This is a genomic window from Maribacter spongiicola (assembly GCF_052119685.1).
GTDB lineage: Bacteria > Bacteroidota > Bacteroidia > Flavobacteriales > Flavobacteriaceae > Maribacter > Maribacter spongiicola_A.
The window spans coordinates 186,278-205,628 of record NZ_JBGQOO010000006.1; the positions used below are offsets into that span (position 1 = coordinate 186,278).

The window sequence follows — 19,351 nt, forward strand, 5'->3', positions numbered from 1 at the left end:
TTCGATAAAATATGTAAAGCCAAATACTTCTATTATTAGATGATAATTAAGTCAGCAAAAGAGCGTTTTATATACTACTTCAATTGACTTTAAATTACCATATAAGAAAAGTTTTTGTTATTCTTCACTTGGTGGTGTGCCCGCACCTACACTTGCTTCTCTAAACCATACTTCAGTGTAATCGCCATTTGCATATTGTTTTGCAATATCGCCATCATAGGTGTCTGCACCTGTACTCCAAACAATATTATCTTCAGGAGATTTACCATTAGTTTGATTATATGCACCTTGTTTGAAATATTGAATTTCACCAGCATAAGCATTCTCACGCTCAAGACCATCACGACCAATAGAGGCGTATAATGTCTTAATCTGTTCGGGTATTGTTTTAGTAAATTCTGATGCTAATAGATTCTTAGTGAATCTGACAGTTTCATGTCCGTCACTTTTAAAAGTCAGGTACATGATGCCTTTGTAAACATTGATTTCATAGCTGAACTCTTCACCCAATTCGATACCATTTACTGGTTCTGCAGGAGGTGTTGTTGCGTCTAATCCAACAACAGACATGTCATTACCCCAAACAGCCGAGGAGTAGTCCCATCTTTTTGAATTATCACCTGCTGTGTTAATCTCATAATTCCAGAAAACAGAACCTTTTGTATGTCCCGGAAATTTCTTATAGAATATTTTTATCGGCTCATTCTCATGTCCCTCATCACTATGTATCTGTCCTACCACAACAGCATAAGAAGCGGCAACTCTTGCATCGCCAGAAGTAGACACGTGTTGTACTTTTAAAGTTCCGGTTAATTTGCCACCGGTCTCAGGAATCCAATGTGCTTTTTGTCCTAATTCTGTTCTGGTATTACTAGATGTTTTTGAAGTAATACCACTGTTAGGTGTTTTGTAAACTACCCAACCGGTTTTTCCGTCATTAGCAACATAAAAGAAATCATCTTTGGCGTAATCTTTAAGATTATCCTCGTAGGTGCCATCACCTAATAGAATTTTCCATTCGTTCATAAACGGAATAATATCGCTAGGATATTTTACAGCCGTTTCAATTTCGGTTGTTGCTTCTTCGTTAGTATCTGAAGCTTTCTTTGAATTGTCTTTGCAGGCAAATAATACGAATACTGCAATGATGGTAAATAGTGATTTTTTCATTTTATAATGTTCTTACGAGAGTGAGTTTAATACATCAGTTTAAGAGGTAAATTTTCTTCAACTAGAATTTTACCAGAGTTTTTTATTTCGTTATCAGAATACCTGTTGTTTTTAGCGCCCCAAAGGCGAGCTACTATTTGTACAGGGTTGTCAATGAATTTATTGTTGGCAAGATTTACATTGACAATACCATAGGTGTTAAGTAGTAGAGCTTCTTCAGCTTGTGATCCACAATTAGTAAATGTGCTATTGGTCACTATTAAATTACCACCAACGGTAGATTCGTCGTAGCCGCCTCTATAATAGTCGACCACGTTACTTGCAACGCCATCGAATAGGCAATCGTCAATGATGATATTTTCGGCATTGTACTCACCTTTGTCATCAGTTTCTTCAGACAGTTCTAAACCATTGGCACAATCTTTAATTTGTGTAGACTTAAAAGTAATGTACTCTGAGAACGACAATTTGTAGGCTTTTAAAACATAATCGAAATTCGATATTTCACAGTCAACAACGGTAAGGTTGTAAAGGCTAGACATATTATTCTTTAAACTGGCAAAAGCATATTGTTGGTTGTTGCCAATTAGATGAACATTTTTAAGGGTAAGTTGACCTTTTGGGTTCATTTCAAAAGCGGCAGTTTCAGCAGCTCCGTTGTATTGGATAGTAGTTTTTTGCGCAGCTTGTATGGTAACTATTTTATCAATTTTTAAAGGGGAACTTATATCATAACGAGCAGATGATAAAAGAATAGTATCTCCACTACTTGCATTTGTAAGAGCACTGGTAAGTTCGGCAACGGTACTTGCTGAATGAGTTTTGTTTTCGTTGTTCTTAGAAGTTGTGTTAGCATACCAGTCAGGACCATATTGAGATACGTTCATCATATCTTTTTTATTGACTGGCTTACCTATTACAGCACCAACCAAATTTTTGTCAGCTCTAGAGTTACCGAATAAATCGGCAGTGATCTGGTCAAATTCAAATCCGTTATAAAGTTCAAAGTCAGCTAATGAATTATCGGGCATTAAAATATCTCCGTCTGCTACAGCTGTACCAAAATCTTTTTGAATTAGTCCGTCAACAGCCTTTAACATCACACCTTGATTATTGATGACATTGCTTTTGAAATCAATACCGTTGATAAAGTCGTGTTCAACAATAGGTTGCTTATCGCCCTTATCATTGTAAATAAGGTTATTTGCAACAATAGTTCGTATTGGTGTAGCAGATCGAATCTCAGATTTAGGCAAAATATCTATTTGGTCAGTATTGGATCCCACGCCAAATTGCCATGGCGATACACAATTCACCCACGAATTATTAGCGACAACAACATCGGTAACCTGTAAATATCTATTCAGGGGAGATTTTGGAATACCGTTCATTACTGCAAGCGGACTCCTAAAAGTTTTTCCGTTTAAATTGTAGAAATAGTTATTGGTCACCCAGTGTCCCGTTCCTATTAATCGTACACCACCAATTTGTTCAGAATTTTCATCCCCAATAAACATATTACCATCGATAATGCAGTAATTACCATGCCTAGTAACTAAAGAACCTTCGCTTTTGAAAAATACATTGTTTCTAAATTCATTGAAATTAGTCTTACTAGAAATGACTTCTACTTCGCCATTACAGTGGTCAAAATAATTATTGGCAACAAGAGTATAGCTTGGTGCCATTGAGGTAAAACTATTGCCAATTTGTATGGTCTCTGCACTTGGACCACCTTTTGGTGGTCGAGGGCCGAAATAGTTATTTGTTATTTTATGGTAGTTCTTTATACTATTGTTTCCGGCAAGGTCAACTCTTACAGTTGGTCCTCTATTAGATTTTCCGGTAATATAGCAATGGTCTAGCTCATTGTGTCGACCTTTAAACAACACCCATAAATCTGTTTGATTTCGCTGTGCTTTGTTAAAATCTATAATAGCAGAATTGGTAATCTTACTATGATTTGCGACAGAGTCTTCACTAATACCGAAATCGATAACCGCTTCTGAAGGCGATGATCCATTGATAAATTGGAGTCCGTTGACTACTAAATACTCGCCAGCAAGTTTCAAATCAGAGGTGCCGGTAATTCTAACTTCGCCAGGCGTTTCTGCACGTAAAGTAATAGGATTTTGCTCTTTTCCGTAGGCAACAAATTTGATATTCACATCTTTCCAGTCTCCATTGGCCATAACAATATCATCGCCGGCTTTTGCTTTAGATATGGCAGTGTTCAACTCATTAATATCTTTTACGGTTATCGCACGGTCATTAGAATTTTCACCGCATGAGATGAGTAAAAGAAGGGGAGCTAATAGTATGAAGCACTTTTTCATTATAGAATTGTTAGATTGGTTGAACTTTAAAAGGCTTAAAAAAGAGGGGTTTATAGATGTAAAAGCAATAAACTGGTAAACCAGTTTGGTTTACCAAAAATACATATATTTGTAAGAATCGCAACTATTTAACATAAAACCAATTATCCAAGTATAAAAAGGTAATTAAAAATGATAGAAGATAAAAAAGTATTATCAAGAAGGAATTTTACGAAGTTATCTGCTGCAGCTCTTGCAAGTGTACCATTTATAGGGCTACCTAATGAGCTTTTTAATTCGAGTAAAAAAGTAATTGAAGACATTCAGGTAAATGTATTTTCTAAGCATTTACAATTTTTAGATTATAATGAAATGTCGGCTGCGGCGGCAGAAATCGGTTTTAACGGACTAGATTTGACCGTACGCCCAAAAGGGCATGTATTACCAGAAAGAGTTGCCGATGATCTACCTAAAGCGGTAGAGGCAATGAAAAAGTATGGCTTGAATCCGCAAATGCTGACCACAAATGTTTGGGGATTAGCCGATAACACAGAAATGAAAGTGTTATCAACAGCGAGCTCAACTGGTTTTAGTCATTACCGTACCGGTTGGTTGACGTATCCCGAAGAGATATCAATAGAAGAAAGTCAGGCGAAATATGCAGGCGAGGCAATTAATCTGTCAGAGGTCAATAAAAAATTGGGCTTGATAGGGTGTTATCAAAATCATGCAGGCAATCATGTTGGGGCACCAATTTGGGATCTACCACCCATTTTATCAAAATCTGATACTGATTATTTAGGATGCCAGTATGATATTAGACACGCGGTAGTCGAAGGCGGTAACAGTTGGCAATTAGACCTACGTCGTATAGAATCTTTTATAAAATCAATAGTTATAAAAGATTTTAAATGGGGATACAAAGACAGAAAATGGCAACCGATAAACACTCCGCTAGGGGAGGGTATGGTAGATTTTAGCAGCTATTTTTCATTACTTAAAAAGTATAATATCGATGTGCCAATATCGCTACATTTAGAATATGATTTGGGAGGAGCCGAACACGGAGCTTCAGAAATTACAATAGATAAAAAGAAGTCTTTGCAAGCATGAAAAGAGATTTGATTTTTATCAAGAATGCTTGGCAAAGCGCTGAATAATAAAAACGTATACACACTTATAATGACCAAACTATCAACCGCAACAAGAGAGAAATTAAGAAAGGTAAGCACGGCAACCGTTGCCACCTGCCTCTTTAAAAAAGGACTTAAAAATCAGTTTATACAAAGTGTAAGACCATTAAAATTAGGTAGACCAACCATGGTGGGCGAGGCGTATACATTGCGGTATATACCTGCACGAGAAGATTTAAATCCCATTACTGTTTTTAGGGATCCTAAGCATTTACAGAGAGTAGCCGTTGAAGAATGTCCAGAAGGTAGTGTAATGGTTATAGATAGTAGGCAAAATGCAAGAGCGGCCTCTGCAGGTTCTATTTTGGTGACACGATTAATGGTAAGAAAAGCTGCGGGTATTATTACCGATGGTGGTTTTCGAGATTCTGCCGAGATCGCAGATTTAGATTTTTCATCATATCACAATAGACCAACAGCACCTACAAATCTAACTTTACACCAAGCTATTGCTATAAATGACCCTATTGGTTGTGGCGACGTAGCCGTTTTTCCTGGTGATATTATACTAGGAGATGATGATGGAGTAATGGTAATACCGGCACATCTTGCCGATGAGGTTGCCGATGAATGTATTCAGATGACGCTGTATGAAGATTTTGTTTTGGAAATGGTGCAAGGAGGAGAACCTGTGATAGGACTCTACCCCATGGTAAGTGAAGAGGCAAAAGCAAAGTTCGAGAAATGGAAGTCAAGTAAGATGTAATTACTCATTTAAGTAAATAATAAAAAAGGTGATAAGCGCTATAACAGAACTTATCACCTTTTTTTTATGTAAAATATTTTAGAAGTTTATTCTATTCGCCCCCTCTAGCAGGATAATCGTTTTTGTTGACATAATCGATAGCATTTAATATATCGTCCCAATTTGGTCTAGCAAAAGGCATCGTTTGTACTGCACTTGCATAGAGGGTATTATCAGGTCTGATTAAAAATAGACCAGGTTCAGAAAATGCATCGGGTTCTTTTTCAGATGTTTTTTTAGAAATAAATAATCCCCATTCTCGAGCAGTTTCAATAGGTAAATTATATCCTACAGGCAGTTCTGCAATTTTCCATTCTTTTCCAGCTTTTTTTGCACGTTCTTCACTATCGCTACTAATAGCAATTAAGTGCACTCCTCGGTCACTAAAATCTTTTAGTCTTTTTGTTAAAGCTTCTAGGTAACTCTTACAAACTGGGCAATGAAGACCTCGGTAAAAGACCAGCATTGTAAACGATTTACTAGTCTGATCATACAAACTCCATTGCGTATCATTAATTAAAGGTAATTTTAGTTCAGGTACTTGTGTTGTGGGTTTTATCATGATAATATTATCTTATTATTAGTATTTCATAAAGGTATGCTAGGCTTTTACAAAAGCTTTGTTGCATACTTTTTAGAATTGATGCAATACATAAATATGTAAACAGCTATTTATTGATTGTCCATTAACCATTTCTCGTACTTAGCCAATTGCGAGCTAGATAGTATAGTTTCTAATTGACGAGTACGCTCATTTTCAATCGTTCCTAACATTTCGCCGCTTGCCATATTGGCTTGTTTGCCTTTAAATTGGTCCATTGCAGTGCTAAATTTGCGTATTTGCTCATCGGTCATTTCTAAAGATGAATACATGGGTGCGTATTCGTTTGTAGAATTTGATGATTTTCTCGCTGTCGATGTTTCATTATTTAGCGTAGTCCTATTATTATTTATAACCGCAGTGTTTGAAGTGGTATTAGAAGTTTCTTGAGCAACCATGCTATCTTTCGAGTTTTCTGTACTTGTTTTCTTAGTGCTAGAGCATGATGTTAATACTATGGTTAATGCTAACATCGATATCATTTTAATTTTCATAACGTGTTTATTTAAAGATTCTTTGGTGAAATTATATCTTAAAACACGGGTCATTAGTCGCAATCAAATTAATAATTGACGCAACTAATAGCAGTACTAGATTAATATTAAAATTTATAGATGTGATTATTGAGTATTTTTTGTAAGAAAAAGAATACTTTTTAATACTTGATATTAGGTGAAAGTTGGTATCTTATATTTTATTTGGCAGTTCATTCTTCAAAGCGATATATGTTCAATCTTGTATATAAATCTGTAGCAAATTCCCTTTCACCGACACAAATTGATGAAATTTTAGTTGAGTCTAGAAACTTCAATGGTAAGCATGATATTACCGGATGTCTTATCTATCATGACGGATTTTTTATCCAATACTTAGAAGGCAATGTAGATATTGTTTCGACTCTCTTTGAAAAAATTAGGATAGATGCTCGTCACTATGAAGTTATCCTGCTTTCTAAAGGCAGTATTTATACTAGAGAGTTTGATACTTGGAGTATGGCCTATCTATCAAATAATCTTCCGAATGAAGCATTTCAGTATATAAAACTAATGGTTAATCCTGAATTCGACATTCCTAATATGTCCGTTGTACCAAATCCAACTTCAAAACGATTTTGGTTGGCGGCTAAGCTGTTATTGAATAAAATAGGGCATGAGAATTTCAATAAAGATCGATAACATATCCATTTCGTAATCGCGCTACCGATTGTAATCAATAATTCATTTTATACTAAGATTCAAGATAACTGAATTTCAAAATTGTTTTTGGCTTTCTGGCGTATTAGATAAGCCGAATTAGCCGAGGTTTGTTGATAATGTAGAGCTATTTAACAAAAGAATTATTTTAAGTAGATTTTCAGCAAATTTATTAGAATAGTCACGTATGTCAGTTAGACTCTCGACACTTTTTAAATATTCGCATCTCTTGCTAAATTCTAAAGCAAACTTCTCATTTTCAAATTCGATTGTCGGCATTAATTCTGTAAGTAACACATGCACTTTTAAAGCATTACCCTTAGTGTAGTAGTCAAGCTGATATTGTTGCAGATGCAATGAGAGTTCATTACTGTTTTTAAATGCCATAACTTATTTTATAAATTAAATGGGGGAGCATTTGTTAACTAACGCAAAATATTAAATGTAAGTATTTTACTACATATATTTATATTTTTAGAAGGTATTTATAATAATTATGTTATTGAGTTATTTTTCTATTTTATTGGTAGAATTTTAAATGCGATTTCCTCTTATTTTTGGAGGACATACTGTTCTTATATAGAAATAATGGAAAAATTAAGTATATATATTGCGGATGACGATTTAGATGATCGTGATTTTTTTATTGAGGCATTGAATGATATTTCTATAGAAACAGAAGTATCTCAATTTAATAATGGAGTCGATTTAATGGATAGACTATTCTCTGATGATATATTGCCACAAATAATATTTTTAGATTTATATATGCCTATTATGGATGGTTTTGAGTGCCTTATCGACATTAGAAATTTCAAGAAATTCAATAACATTTATATTATCGCCTATTCTTCCATATATAGAGACCGAGAAGTGAATCAACTAAAAGAGGATGGAGCTAATCAATTCTTGAAAAAATCATCTTCTTTAAAAGAGCTAAAAGAATTATTGCTCAAGTCTTTAAAACAGGTACCGATACAGAATAAACAGGTGATCTTAAAAGATGAATTTGTAGTATTAATCTAATTTGAACGTTTATACTATGCTCATAATAATTATTTGATAATGAGATTTTAGGGGGAATTAAAGAATCATTTTTTAGATCTTTAAATCGCTATTGGAAATTATAATCTGTATTTTTAATTCACCAAAATAGCTATCAAAATAACCATTATGAAAACTTTTTTTCAAATTGCTTTAGTCATTATGTTCATGGCTACAAGTATTACAGAAGTACAAGGTCAAAAGAAATTAGACCAACAAGCTGTTACAGATTTACAGAAAACACCTAAATATGGTTTTATACTCACCACAGAAAGGCATTTTAAAGGCGTGTTAAGTATGTATGACCTTCTAATTGAAAACGGAGTAGAAATTGAGGAATACGAAATTGTTGTAAAAGGCAAAGTGGTAACGTTATTGACCAAAAACTCTGAACTTGAAGAGTTTTTTCAAAAATATAAGGGTAAGGTAAAAGTAAGTGTGTGCAGTGTTGCCATGGAAAAATTAGGCGTAGCAGAAGAAACCCTTTTTGATGGTCTCGATGTAACCCCGACCGCTTCGGTACGCATGCTCCAATTACAAGCAAACGGTTACAATACGTTGACCTATTAAGAAATAAATACGAATCGATAGCTAGTTTCTAGATTTGTTATCGGTATATAAGCTAAGGTATTAGCTCCTATTTTACCTATAGCTAAATAATACAAATGAAAAGCCGCTAAAACTCTGTTTTAGCGGCTTTTTATATCATAGTTGCTTCTATAAACAATTTCTATATTTGTCTAATTATAATGTTAGACCAAAGGTGTGTTTTTAATTCATAATTACCACTACGGTTAATATTATTATGTGGTATTCGCTTCGGCGAAAACCATGCCTAAATCTTTAATTTTCAACACATAAAATGAAAGTCTGTATTGCCGAAAAACCATCTGTAGCTCGAGAAATTGCTTCTGTTCTTGGGGCAAATTCCAAACATGATGGCTATTATGAAGGTAATGGTTATGCAGTTACCTATACATTTGGGCATCTTTGCACATTAAAAGAGCCAAACGATTATAAACCGCATTGGAAAAGTTGGGATTTAAATAACCTACCAATGTTACCCGAACATTTTGAAACCAAAGTGACTAAAGATGCTGGTATTCAAAAACAGTTTAAAATCATAAAAAAATTATTCGATAAAGCAGAAGTCGTCATAAACTGTGGTGATGCCGGGCAAGAAGGAGAATTAATTCAACGCTGGGTATTGAACCAAGCGAACTATAAAGGCAAGGTTGAGCGACTTTGGATTTCGTCATTGACCACTGAAGCTATAAAAGAAGGTTTCAATAATTTAAAACCATCTACAGACTATGATAATTTATATTACGCAGGTTTTTCTCGTGCTATTGGCGATTGGCTTTTGGGTATGAACGCAACCCGTTTGTATACCTTAAAACATGGTGGGTACAAACAAGTGTTATCTGTGGGTCGTGTGCAAACCCCAACCTTGGCAATGTTAGTAGACCGGTTTAAAGAGATAGAGAATTTTAAGCCGCAACCCTATTGGGAGCTACAAACATTATATCGCGAAACCTTATTCAGTTATGAAGAAGGTCGTTTTTTAAAAGTAGAAGATGGTGAGAAACTTGCTAATATTGTTAAAGAACATGATTTCGAAATTGTTTCCACGACAAAAAAAGCGGGCAATGAATATGCACCAAAGCTTTTCGATCTAACAGGTTTGCAAGTGTATTGTAACACCAAATTCGGATTCAGTGCTGACGAAACGTTAAAGATCGTTCAGAAATTATATGAGCAAAAAGTAGTAACCTACCCTAGAGTAGATACTACATTTTTACCAAATGATGTATACCCTAAAGTACCAGGTATACTTAAGAACCTTACGAAGTACGATACGCTATCGAAGCCTCTTGAGGGTAAGAAATTAAAGAAAACAAAAAAGGTTTTTGATGATAGTAAGGTTACAGATCACCATGCCATTATTCCCACAGGTCAGCAAATGAACTTGCAATACAATCAGCAGCAAGTTTATGATATTATTGTACGTCGTTTTATTGCCGTGTTTTATCCAGATTGTAAAGTCTCGAATACTACCGTTATAGGAAAGGCGGACACAGTAAATTTTAAAACCACTGGAAAAGAGATTTTAGAAAAAGGATGGCGAGTTGTTTTCGATACTTCGAATACGCTCAGTAACCAAAAAAGTAAAGAATCAGGAATATTACCAACGTTTAAGAAAGGCGAAAAAGGACCACATGTACCCTCTTTTCTCGAGAAACAAACCAAGCCACCGAAACAATATACCGAAGCTTCGCTCTTACGTGCCATGGAAACCGCAGGTAAAAAGGTCGATGATGATGAACTTCGCGAGTTAATGAAAGAAAATGGTATTGGTCGACCTTCTACGCGTGCCAATATAATTGAAACCTTGTTTCGTAGAAAATATATTAAGAGAGATAAAAAACTGGTTTTACCGACCGTCACTGGTATTCAGTTAATAGATACCATTCAAAATGAAATGCTTAAATCTGCCGAGCTTACCGGTAAATGGGAAAAGCAATTAAAGGATATCGAAAAAGGTACATTTAGCGCTGGTAGTTTTATTAAACAGATGAAGCAAATGGTAGACCGATTGGTTTATGATGTGCGTAGTGAAACTAGAAAGGCAAATATCTCAGCTGTAAATAATAAGTCAGCAACAGCGGCTAAGAAAAAAGCAGTTGAAAAGGCTACGGGTATTACATCAGAGGTATGCCCTAAATGTAAAAAAGGAACCATTCGAAAAGGGAAATCAGCTTATGGTTGCTCTGAATTTAATAAGTCTTGCGATTTTGTAGTTCCGTTTGTATTCGAAAGTAAAACTATTTCAGAAAAGCAATTTATTAGGTTGTTTCAAAAAGGGTCTACCGTAAACTTAAAAGGCTTTAAAGTCAACAATCCTTCAGTTGAAGGGTTAGTTAGATTTGATGATGGTTTTAAGCTGAAGTTAGAACCTAAAAATGGTAAAGTTCAAGCAAAGCCCACATCAGAAGAAAATAGTTGTCCGAAATGCAATAAGGGAATTATTTTAAAAGGAAAATCGGCTTATGGTTGCAGCGAATACAAAGCTGGTTGCGACTTTAGGTGTAGTTTCGATACTATTCGTGAAAAAGCAAATGGGCGACCACTGACCAAAGAGTTAGTTTTTAAAATATTTGGGGAAGTCTAGAATACTTCAGTAGTTAATTACGGTCAATTCTAATTTCAATTGTTCCCTCATCGCACTGTTTCTTATACATTAAAATTAAGTATCACTTAATGGTACTTATGGTTAAAATTACGCTTGATTGAATTAAATTTTGAATGGTACTGCAGCTAATTTTACGTATTGTAATTTATATCTGTATGACATTCAAACCTGCAAAAGTGTCTATAATAGGTAGTGGTGCAACGACTATATATTTGCTTAGACATATTTTTAAAAACATAGCTGTTTTAAAATCAGAAATTACGCAAATTTCCATTTTTGAAAAGGCGGATATTACAGGTATGGGAATGCCATATAGCCCCAATACCACAGATATTTATAACATGGCCAACATTTCTTCAGAAGAAATACCAGAGCTATTTATAAGTTTTGCAGATTGGTTAAGAGAGCAGCCAGAAGACACTTTGCAACGATTCCATATTCAGAAATCAGAAATAAGCGATGCTAAGGTGTATAGCCGTTTAGCTTTGGGCTTGTATTTTCGGTCTCAGTATGAGCATTGTATTGCGAGTTTACAAAATAGTGGCATTCGTATAGTAGAACATCCGTCGGTAGAAATAATTGATATTATTCCTAAAAATGACACGTATGAGCTTATCACTAAAAACATGTCATCTTTTATAACCGATAAGGTGATCATAGCTACCGGTCATTCTTGGTCAGAGCAAGATAATTTAAAAACCAATTTTTATAGTTCACCTTGGCCTATATCAAAAATTCTCCCTTCCGATGGTGAAATCTATAATTTTCCAATTGGTATTTTGGGTGCCTCTTTGAGCGCTTTTGATGTTGTTGCCTCTATTGCAAATCGCCATGGTACTTTTTCTAAAAACGGACAAAAGTTGGTGTATCATCCTTTTGAAAACACCACCGAGTTTAAACTGGTACTGCATGATGCAAATGGTTGGTTGCCAAATTTGCAATACGAACAAGATGAGCCCATGCGAGAAATTTATCGGCATGCTTCAAGAGAAGATATCTTTCAGATTTTAGATGATCAAAAACATTTAAGAATACATATGTATTTTGATAAAATTTGCAAACCTGCGCTTCAAAAGGCGTTTTTAAAAGACAATCTTTCTGCGCTCGCTATTGCATTAAAGGATCCCAATTTCGGATTTAAAGAGTTCGTTACCCGCATGTCTGAAAGGCACGAGTATGAAAATGCTTTTGAAGGCATGAAAATAGAGATGGTAGAGGCTAAAAATTCTGTTCTAAACAACAAACCTATTCATTGGAAAGAGGTTATAGATGACTTAATGTACACTCTCAACTATCATGCAGAGCTTATGCCTGCAGACGACCATGTATTTTTTCGCAAAGAAGTAAAGCCATTTTTAATGAATGTTATTGCCGCCTTGCCACTTCAATCTGGCGAAATTCTACTTTCCCTTTACGAGGCTGGTAAATTGACATTACAAAGCGGAATGGTAGAAATTGAAGAACCATTACCTACTGATGAGGTTACAAAAATTAAGATTTCACAGAACGATTCTTGCGAGCAATTTGAATACAAAATGTTCATTAGTTGTGGTGGTCAAAAAGATTTAGAACTTAGCGATTATCCATTTAAAACATTAGTCAGCGAAAACTATATAAGTTCGGCAAAAGCTATTTTAACAGAGCCAGATAAATTAGATAAAGACAACTATAATATCATTACCGAAGGTTCTAAATCATTTATAGAAATTGGGGGTATAGCTATAGATGCATCTTATCGAATTCGAAATACAGATGGTATACCTAACGATACTATTTATGATGTTTCTTTTACTCATGCCTCTGGTTTAAGACCGTATTCATACGGGTTACAGGCTTGCAGTGCCACAACCGAAATAATGGTGACAAATTGGGTTAATTTCAGTAATCGAGAAGGTCTTAATCAAGGTTCTATTGAACAAGTTTCTAAAGTGTATAGTGAAAATACACACCTTTAATCAGTGTTTTTCTAGATATAATATTACCCTTAATTAACCGAGTTATTGTTATTAAGTAAGGGTAACATTTTTTGTTACTATACATACCGGTGAATAGATTAAAACCAAAGTGCGTTTTATTCATCACAGTGTTCTAATTATCATTTTATAAAAGGGCACCACTTAAAGATATCAATTCTGGTATGAATATATTTTAGCAGTCTTTTCGTGTGTATTATTCTTAAAATGTCGAACAATTTGTTAGTAATGTCTGTTAAAATCGACAATAAAAGTCCCTAATTAGGTCTATAATTTACTGTGGTCTATTATTCCATATTTTATTATTTTTGATTATTAATTTTACGGATGGATATTTTAAAAAGAAATAACGTAAAGGTTTTTGGTAATGGTACCCAAGTGATCATGTTCGCTCATGGTTTTGGCTGTGATCAGAATATGTGGCGTTTTATCTCACCGGCCTTTGTGGATGATTATAAAATAGTCCAATTTGATTATGTGGGTTGTGGTAATTCAGACACCAGCGCATATAACGAAGGTAAATATGGTTCTTTATATGGGTATGCTCAAGATGTTTTAGATATCTGTGATGTATTAAATCTGCAGAATGTTATTTTTATTGGTCACTCTGTAAGTTCCATGATTGGGGTTTTGGCAAGTTTGCAGGCTCCTAAAGTTTTTAAGAACTTAATACTGGTATCACCTTCCTCGAAATATATTGATGATACAGATTATGTTGGTGGCTTCTCGGAAGAAGATTTAGAAGGTTTGCTAGATGTGATGGATAATAACTACACCGGATGGGCAAAATTTCTAGCACTAATGGTTATGAAGAATGCTGAGAGGCCTGAACTAACCGAAGAGTTAGAAAATAGTTTTTGCGCAGCTGATCCTGCAATAAATAGAAATTTCGCGAGGGTGACATTTTTTTCTGATAATCGTGATGATATCGTAAGAGTGAAGTTGCCGACTTTAATTCTGCAATGTTCTGATGATGATATTGCACCAGATACTGTTGGCGAATTTATTCATAAGAAAATTAGTGGGAGTACAATTGTTAGGATGAATGCTACCGGACATTGTCCGCATATGAGCCATCCTGAAGAAACTATTGCTGCCATTAAAAATTTTTTAACCAAAGCTGGATAAAATTAAAAGCATGAGCGAAACTTCTGAAAATGAATGGAAGAGGTTGTACACCAACTCTCCAGGATTTAATTTTACATTATCAGATAGTGGAGAACTACTTTTATCGAATAATAATTTTAAAGATTCTTTAGGGTTTAAAAATTCGCAGCATATAAAAATCAATGATATTCTTGATTCTGGGAGTATGATTTATTTTCGCGTACATCTAAAACCATTAATTGAATTACAAGAAAAAGCAAGTGAGGTATTTTTGTCATTTAAAACAAAAGAGGGTAAATCTTTACCAGTAGTTTTAGATGCAATTCGGGTTTGTGAAAATGATATTGTCAAAATTTATTTTACAGGAGTAAGCATACCGAATAGAAATGAATATGAATCAGAAATTATTCAATCAAGAGATAAGGCACTAAAAGAGCTGTTAGAAAATACTGAAAATGTAAAGTTAAAAAAGGCACTTAATGCGAGCGATGAATTAATTGAACGTCAGCTTCAGCAAATTGTAGAATTCAATGAGCAGCATAAACAAATAGCCAAGGTTCTTTCGCATGATTTACAAGAACCTCTTAGAAAAATTGGACTATTTGGTAGCTTAATGCAAAATTTAGATGCAGAAGTTAAATTAAACCTCTCCAAGATTTTAAAATCTTCAGAACGGCTCCGAAATCTTTTGATTAGTATTCAACGGTTACATGCCATCGATAGCGAAAATTTCAAAATTTCGAATGTCGATTTAAATCTTGTTATAGAAAACGTTAGAAAAAAGTTATCGATATCGAATAATGAAATGATTACGGTAGAAGGAGATTTTTTCGATTTCCCTGCAGATGCTATCTATCTAGAAAGCTTGTTCATTGAATTGGTCGACAACTCGCTGAAATTTCAAAGACCCAATGTACCATTGAAGATTTCGGTGACCACAGATTACTTTATGCAAAACATTTTTAGCGAAACAGAAGATAAATTTGAATATGGAAAATTTGTTCGTATTGTCTATGCCGATAACGGTATTGGTTTTGATAAAAAATATGCGGATAAGGTTTTTAATTTATTCGAAAAACTTGATTTGAGCGAAGGTTTGGGTATTGGTCTTACGTATGCCAAACGAATAATGACGTTACATAAAGGAAGCATCTCAATAGAATCAACAAGCAATGTTGGTACAGAAATTACGCTTTTATTACCTAAATTTTAAATTTCAAAATTGATTTATACCCGCAGTTTCCAAAGGCTTAATTTTCCATGGATTTCGCTGTGTGTAAGCTGAAATTATTTTTGCTGTATGATAGGAATGTTTTTTCGGGTCAAGCATAGTTTTTAAATCTTCTAAACTAGAAACTGTTTGAGAATTATCGAGGAAACCAAAGCCTTGATACACACCATGAAGAATTAAGACAAAACCTCGTTCTTCTTTAGTACGCCCTTTTTCAAAAAGTACATAATTTTCATTATCGTTGTTGAGATAATCTAATGCATTTTCAACTTTCTCGTTATAAAGTCCCAGTTCTTCATCACCGGTACAGACGCCATCACATTCATTATATTCACCATGGGTACATCTTCCTAATTTACTCTTTAATCCTGTTTGTAAGGGACATAATCTAAACTTCTTCGTCAGTTCTAATAAGCGTTTAATAGCATCACCTCGCTTTAAGAATATTTCGGTGGGGGAGTGTTGAAAAGGACTTCTTTCAATTTTTAATTGTAGAATTCCCTTTCTATTTTTTTGTGGTACGATATGGTAGGTTACATAACTTTTCTTTTGAATATAATTAAATGATGGGTCTAATTTATCGATTAGGTCCGCCTCTCGTAATAGGGCAATCAGTTCGCTACCGGTAGTTTCAAAATCTATGTGGTAGGTAGCATCACAAAGTGTTATTTCTTTCTCGCTCGAGTTATAGAAATGGCTCAATACTCTTTTTTTAATATCCTTTGCCTTACCCACGTAAACCACTTCACCTCTTTCATCTTGAAACTTATAAATACCAGGAGAATTAGGTAAAGAGTTTAGTTTTTGATAAGCTATATTTTTGGGTGCTATATTTTCGACCTCAGCTTTAGGTTCTAAGAATTTAGAGATGACCATTTCGTCATCATCAAGCAAATTCAATCTTTGAAATAGTATGGCAACCGCAGCATTGTCATCATCTAAATCGTTAGATTCTGTGTACGGAATATTCAGAACACTGCTCAAATAGGGTAATTCATAACTGGTCATATTCGGTATAAGCTTCTTTGCCAATCGCACGGTACATAGCTGGGGAGTATTAAAAGAATACCCCAAATATTTGAATTCAGATTGTAAAGCATAATGTAGAAATGACGCATTATGACCCACCAATATGTGGTCATCAAGTTCTCTTAAAATAGTATTGGCAACTTCTGAGAACGTAGGTGCCTTCAACAACAAGGTATCGGTCAATCCTGTTTTTTGCTGAATGTAATTTGGTATGCGTTCTTCAGGATCGATCTTTGTTTGTAATATAGGTTCGTAGTATTCACCTTTAAGTTTACTTATAGTCAGCTGAACTATTCTCAAAGGATTTGGTTTGTAACCAAAAGTGGTCATCGAAATAATGGCAAATTTTCTTTCCGGCATTTTTGATGTTTAGCTAAAATCCATACCTGAAGATAAGTCCATATTGTTCGGTTCTGCGGCATCCTTCACAGGCTTAAAATCGTAGCCAATGGTTTCTTGTTTTACCAATCCGTCAGGTATAGACGTTAAAAAATACGTTTCTGCGTCATCTGCTTTCTGCCCCGAATTTGTGGGAATAGATTTACCATGAATTGCCGATATAGAAGCGGTATTTCGGGTAATTATCAATCTATTCTTAGCACGAGTTAATGCAACATACAGCACCCTGCGGTCTTCTTCAATGGCATCTACATCGTCTAAAGACCAAGCGGAGGGAAATGCCTTCGGCGATACATTAAGAACAATACAAACGTAGGCTTCCAATCCTTTGGCGGAGTGAATGGTCGATATAATAACGTGATCTTTTTCTTCGTCGGTTTCTAATTGCGATTCACTTAAAACAGGTGCACCATTCATTTTTTCAGCATTATCTAAAAGTCCCTCGCCAATAAATTCCCCTAAGCTTGAGTAGCTATTTGCCAAAAGTTTTAATACAGGAAAATCACCCTTACGCTTTTCTATCCAATCTTTTCGGTATCTAAAAGCCAAGCCTAATGACATGGCTTCATAGGCGATGTCTACCATTTTACCGACTTTACCTTTTTCTTTTTGAACGGCATTATATAGCTCGGCAATTTTGATTCCGTCTGTTCCAGGTATAGCACCTTGTAGTAGCGTAGGGATATCGGTTTTACCTTCATCGGCAATAATAACGGCCATAATTCTAGAAGCTCTCACCTCACCGATACCTTCCCAAAAAGTCAGGAATCTCACCCAAGCAATTTCATCGTATGGGTTGTTGACTATTCGCAATAATGAAACCAAATCTTTTATATGTGCAGCTTGTAAAAATTTACGTCCGCCATAGGTAACATAGGGTATTTTTCTTCTTATGAAAACAGCTTGTAATGTTTTCGTATAATACTGAGAACGCGATAATATTAAATGATCTGCAAACTTACGGTCCTCATCCGTATAATTTTTTAAGATTTCATCGGCTACCCAATTTGCTTCTTGCCAATCATCACTTACGTTCAGCAATATTGGTGTTTCTCCGCTTCCTCGTACCGACTGTAGTTGTTTTTTATAATCTATGGGCGATTTGTTTAGTAACCAATTTGAAATATCTAATATCTCTTGCGTAGAGCGGTAATTTTTTTCAAGCTTATAAACCTCAGAGTTGGGTACACGCTCCTTAAATTGATGCACATTTCTAAAATCTGCCCCTCTAAAAGAATAGATCGATTGGGCATCATCACCAACGCAGAACAAACTACAGATATCTATGAATGGAGAAAGCAACTCCCATTGCAAAGGGTTGGTATCTTGCATTTCATCAACTAGAAGATAATCAAGATCCTGAGATAATAACTTTCTAGCTTCGGGGTTAGATTTTAATTGAGTCGATACCACTAACAACAGATCATCATAATCTAGATAACGTTGCTCCATCTTTTTCTTTTGATATGCCCTAAGTAAAATTTCTACATTAGGTTTCATAGCGGTTATCTCATACTCGGTATCCTTATCCTCTTTTCCCTTATAAATAAGGGTCCGTATAGATTCGGTCAAATTCTTTTTAGTGTTTCTCGCATAAGAATAGACATCTAATAGCTGTTGAGGTTTTATACGAAGCTTACCATAAACATCGCTATGGCTACCAGAAACCATTTTCATTAAACCTAATTGATCATCTGGGTCGATTACCGTAAAATTGGCTGCACCGAACAGATTAGGGTATTTAATAATTAACTGATTGCACCACGAGTGAAAAGTAGCGCCGTTAAGCGTACGCCCGCTAGATTGTGGCAAGCTAGCTTTTACTCGCTCAACAATTTCATTGGCAGCTTTCTTGGTAAACGTGAGTATTTGAATTTTCGACGGGTTAGCACCATTTTCAATTAAATAGGCAGCCCTGGCAATTATCGTACGTGTTTTTCCTGTACCCGCACCTGCAAGCACCAGAAGATGTTTACCCGAAAATTCGACAGCTTTTAACTGTTGCTTGTTAAGTTCCTCTTTTAAATGCATTTATACTATTCTAGTAAATTTGTAGACCGAGCATAAATGCCAATCCATATAAAATTAATTCTGAGTATATATAGCAAACGAAGTAGCTATTAATACCAAATGGTCAGATGAAACTGTAAGAGTGGTT

16 protein-coding genes are annotated in these 19,351 nt (G+C 35.0%); 9 read left to right on the forward strand and 7 right to left on the reverse strand.

The features are described 5' to 3' along the window. Positions 1 to 117: 117 nt before the first annotated feature. Both ACEN2N_RS11840 and ACEN2N_RS11845 read right to left on the reverse strand, forming a co-directional pair. Positions 118 to 1,170 carry a polysaccharide lyase family 7 protein gene (locus ACEN2N_RS11840; RefSeq protein WP_441824518.1) on the reverse strand — a complete coding sequence of 351 codons (1,053 nt, stop codon included), beginning with the start codon at positions 1,168 to 1,170 and terminating at the stop codon, positions 118 to 120. Between the two features lie 26 nt (positions 1,171 to 1,196). Beyond that, complete coding sequence (locus ACEN2N_RS11845) at positions 1,197 to 3,506, reverse strand: chondroitinase-B domain-containing protein (protein ID WP_441824519.1); 2,310 nt, start codon at positions 3,504 to 3,506, stop codon at positions 1,197 to 1,199. A 171-nt stretch (positions 3,507 to 3,677) separates the two neighbouring features. Here ACEN2N_RS11845 and ACEN2N_RS11850 point away from each other — a divergent pair, with 171 nt between their 5' ends. Continuing rightward, on the forward strand, positions 3,678 to 4,598 hold the full coding sequence (locus ACEN2N_RS11850; protein ID WP_441824520.1) for a sugar phosphate isomerase/epimerase family protein: 921 nt from the start codon (positions 3,678 to 3,680) through the stop codon (positions 4,596 to 4,598). Between the two features lie 69 nt (positions 4,599 to 4,667). Beyond that, a complete protein-coding gene (locus ACEN2N_RS11855; protein WP_441824521.1) occupies positions 4,668 to 5,384 on the forward strand; it encodes a ribonuclease activity regulator RraA in 717 nt (238 codons plus the stop codon). 91 nt (positions 5,385 to 5,475) lie between these two features. Here the strand turns inward: ACEN2N_RS11855 and ACEN2N_RS11860 are convergent, their stop codons facing one another. Together ACEN2N_RS11860 and ACEN2N_RS11865 are read right to left on the reverse strand one after the other, a co-directional pair. Further along, positions 5,476 to 5,985, reverse strand: coding sequence for a peroxiredoxin-like family protein (locus ACEN2N_RS11860; protein WP_441824522.1), 510 nt, complete (start codon positions 5,983 to 5,985; stop codon positions 5,476 to 5,478). Positions 5,986 to 6,095: 110 nt separating this feature from the next. Further along, a complete protein-coding gene (locus tag ACEN2N_RS11865; protein ID WP_441824523.1) occupies positions 6,096 to 6,518 on the reverse strand; it encodes a hypothetical protein in 423 nt (140 codons plus the stop codon). A 231-nt stretch (positions 6,519 to 6,749) separates the two neighbouring features. Between ACEN2N_RS11865 and ACEN2N_RS11870 the strand changes: the two genes are divergently transcribed. Further along, the gene (locus ACEN2N_RS11870; RefSeq protein WP_441824524.1) at positions 6,750 to 7,199 is read left to right on the forward strand and encodes a BLUF domain-containing protein; all 450 of its coding nucleotides are present in this window, start codon (positions 6,750 to 6,752) and stop codon (positions 7,197 to 7,199) included. Between the two features lie 117 nt (positions 7,200 to 7,316). Here ACEN2N_RS11870 and ACEN2N_RS11875 read toward each other — a convergent pair whose 3' ends face one another. Beyond that, on the reverse strand, positions 7,317 to 7,604 hold the full coding sequence (locus tag ACEN2N_RS11875; protein WP_441824525.1) for a hypothetical protein: 288 nt from the start codon (positions 7,602 to 7,604) through the stop codon (positions 7,317 to 7,319). A gap of 201 nt (positions 7,605 to 7,805) precedes the next feature. Between ACEN2N_RS11875 and ACEN2N_RS11880 the strand changes: the two genes are divergently transcribed. The 6 genes from ACEN2N_RS11880 to ACEN2N_RS11905 all read left to right on the forward strand — a co-directional run bounded on the left by ACEN2N_RS11880 (position 7,806) and on the right by ACEN2N_RS11905 (position 15,747). Next, a complete protein-coding gene (locus ACEN2N_RS11880) occupies positions 7,806 to 8,243 on the forward strand; it encodes a response regulator (RefSeq protein WP_441824526.1) in 438 nt (145 codons plus the stop codon). Positions 8,244 to 8,390: 147 nt separating this feature from the next. Then, complete coding sequence (locus tag ACEN2N_RS11885; RefSeq protein WP_441824527.1) at positions 8,391 to 8,831, forward strand: DsrE family protein; 441 nt, start codon at positions 8,391 to 8,393, stop codon at positions 8,829 to 8,831. Positions 8,832 to 9,123: 292 nt separating this feature from the next. Further along, a complete protein-coding gene (locus ACEN2N_RS11890) occupies positions 9,124 to 11,433 on the forward strand; it encodes a DNA topoisomerase 3 (RefSeq protein ID WP_441824528.1) in 2,310 nt (769 codons plus the stop codon). Between the two features lie 176 nt (positions 11,434 to 11,609). Continuing rightward, positions 11,610 to 13,409, forward strand: coding sequence for an FAD/NAD(P)-binding protein (locus ACEN2N_RS11895; RefSeq protein ID WP_441824529.1), 1,800 nt, complete (start codon positions 11,610 to 11,612; stop codon positions 13,407 to 13,409). 345 nt (positions 13,410 to 13,754) lie between these two features. Continuing rightward, a complete protein-coding gene (locus ACEN2N_RS11900; RefSeq protein ID WP_441824530.1) occupies positions 13,755 to 14,555 on the forward strand; it encodes an alpha/beta fold hydrolase in 801 nt (266 codons plus the stop codon). A 10-nt stretch (positions 14,556 to 14,565) separates the two neighbouring features. After that, positions 14,566 to 15,747 (forward strand): sensor histidine kinase, encoded by a 1,182-nt coding sequence (locus tag ACEN2N_RS11905; RefSeq protein ID WP_441824531.1) that lies wholly within the window; start codon positions 14,566 to 14,568, stop codon positions 15,745 to 15,747. Between the two features lie 3 nt (positions 15,748 to 15,750). Here ACEN2N_RS11905 and ACEN2N_RS11910 read toward each other — a convergent pair whose 3' ends face one another. Both ACEN2N_RS11910 and ACEN2N_RS11915 read right to left on the reverse strand, forming a co-directional pair. Further along, a complete protein-coding gene (locus tag ACEN2N_RS11910) occupies positions 15,751 to 17,154 on the reverse strand; it encodes an exonuclease domain-containing protein (RefSeq protein ID WP_441824532.1) in 1,404 nt (467 codons plus the stop codon). A gap of 9 nt (positions 17,155 to 17,163) precedes the next feature. Then, positions 17,164 to 19,224 carry an ATP-dependent helicase gene (locus ACEN2N_RS11915; protein WP_441824533.1) on the reverse strand — a complete coding sequence of 687 codons (2,061 nt, stop codon included), beginning with the start codon at positions 19,222 to 19,224 and terminating at the stop codon, positions 17,164 to 17,166. Between the last annotated feature and the right edge of the window lie 127 nt (positions 19,225 to 19,351).

Excerpts from the sequence above, each read along its gene's own strand:
- ACEN2N_RS11840 (WP_441824518.1), bottom strand. The coding sequence starts at position 1,170 with ATGAAAAAATCACTATTTACCATCATTGCAGTATTCGTATTATTTGCC.
- ACEN2N_RS11845 (WP_441824519.1), bottom strand. The coding sequence starts at position 3,506 with ATGAAAAAGTGCTTCATACTATTAGCTCCCCTTCTTTTACTCATCTCA.
- ACEN2N_RS11850 (WP_441824520.1), top strand. The coding sequence starts at position 3,678 with ATGATAGAAGATAAAAAAGTATTATCAAGAAGGAATTTTACGAAGTTA.
- ACEN2N_RS11855 (WP_441824521.1), top strand. The coding sequence starts at position 4,668 with ATGACCAAACTATCAACCGCAACAAGAGAGAAATTAAGAAAGGTAAGC.
- ACEN2N_RS11860 (WP_441824522.1), bottom strand. The coding sequence starts at position 5,985 with ATGATAAAACCCACAACACAAGTACCTGAACTAAAATTACCTTTAATT.
- ACEN2N_RS11865 (WP_441824523.1), bottom strand. The coding sequence starts at position 6,518 with ATGAAAATTAAAATGATATCGATGTTAGCATTAACCATAGTATTAACA.
- ACEN2N_RS11870 (WP_441824524.1), top strand. The coding sequence starts at position 6,750 with ATGTTCAATCTTGTATATAAATCTGTAGCAAATTCCCTTTCACCGACA.
- ACEN2N_RS11875 (WP_441824525.1), bottom strand. The coding sequence starts at position 7,604 with ATGGCATTTAAAAACAGTAATGAACTCTCATTGCATCTGCAACAATAT.
- ACEN2N_RS11880 (WP_441824526.1), top strand. The coding sequence starts at position 7,806 with ATGGAAAAATTAAGTATATATATTGCGGATGACGATTTAGATGATCGT.
- ACEN2N_RS11885 (WP_441824527.1), top strand. The coding sequence starts at position 8,391 with ATGAAAACTTTTTTTCAAATTGCTTTAGTCATTATGTTCATGGCTACA.
- ACEN2N_RS11890 (WP_441824528.1), top strand. The coding sequence starts at position 9,124 with ATGAAAGTCTGTATTGCCGAAAAACCATCTGTAGCTCGAGAAATTGCT.
- ACEN2N_RS11895 (WP_441824529.1), top strand. The coding sequence starts at position 11,610 with ATGACATTCAAACCTGCAAAAGTGTCTATAATAGGTAGTGGTGCAACG.
- ACEN2N_RS11900 (WP_441824530.1), top strand. The coding sequence starts at position 13,755 with ATGGATATTTTAAAAAGAAATAACGTAAAGGTTTTTGGTAATGGTACC.
- ACEN2N_RS11905 (WP_441824531.1), top strand. The coding sequence starts at position 14,566 with ATGAGCGAAACTTCTGAAAATGAATGGAAGAGGTTGTACACCAACTCT.
- ACEN2N_RS11910 (WP_441824532.1), bottom strand. The coding sequence starts at position 17,154 with ATGCCGGAAAGAAAATTTGCCATTATTTCGATGACCACTTTTGGTTAC.
- ACEN2N_RS11915 (WP_441824533.1), bottom strand. The coding sequence starts at position 19,224 with ATGCATTTAAAAGAGGAACTTAACAAGCAACAGTTAAAAGCTGTCGAA.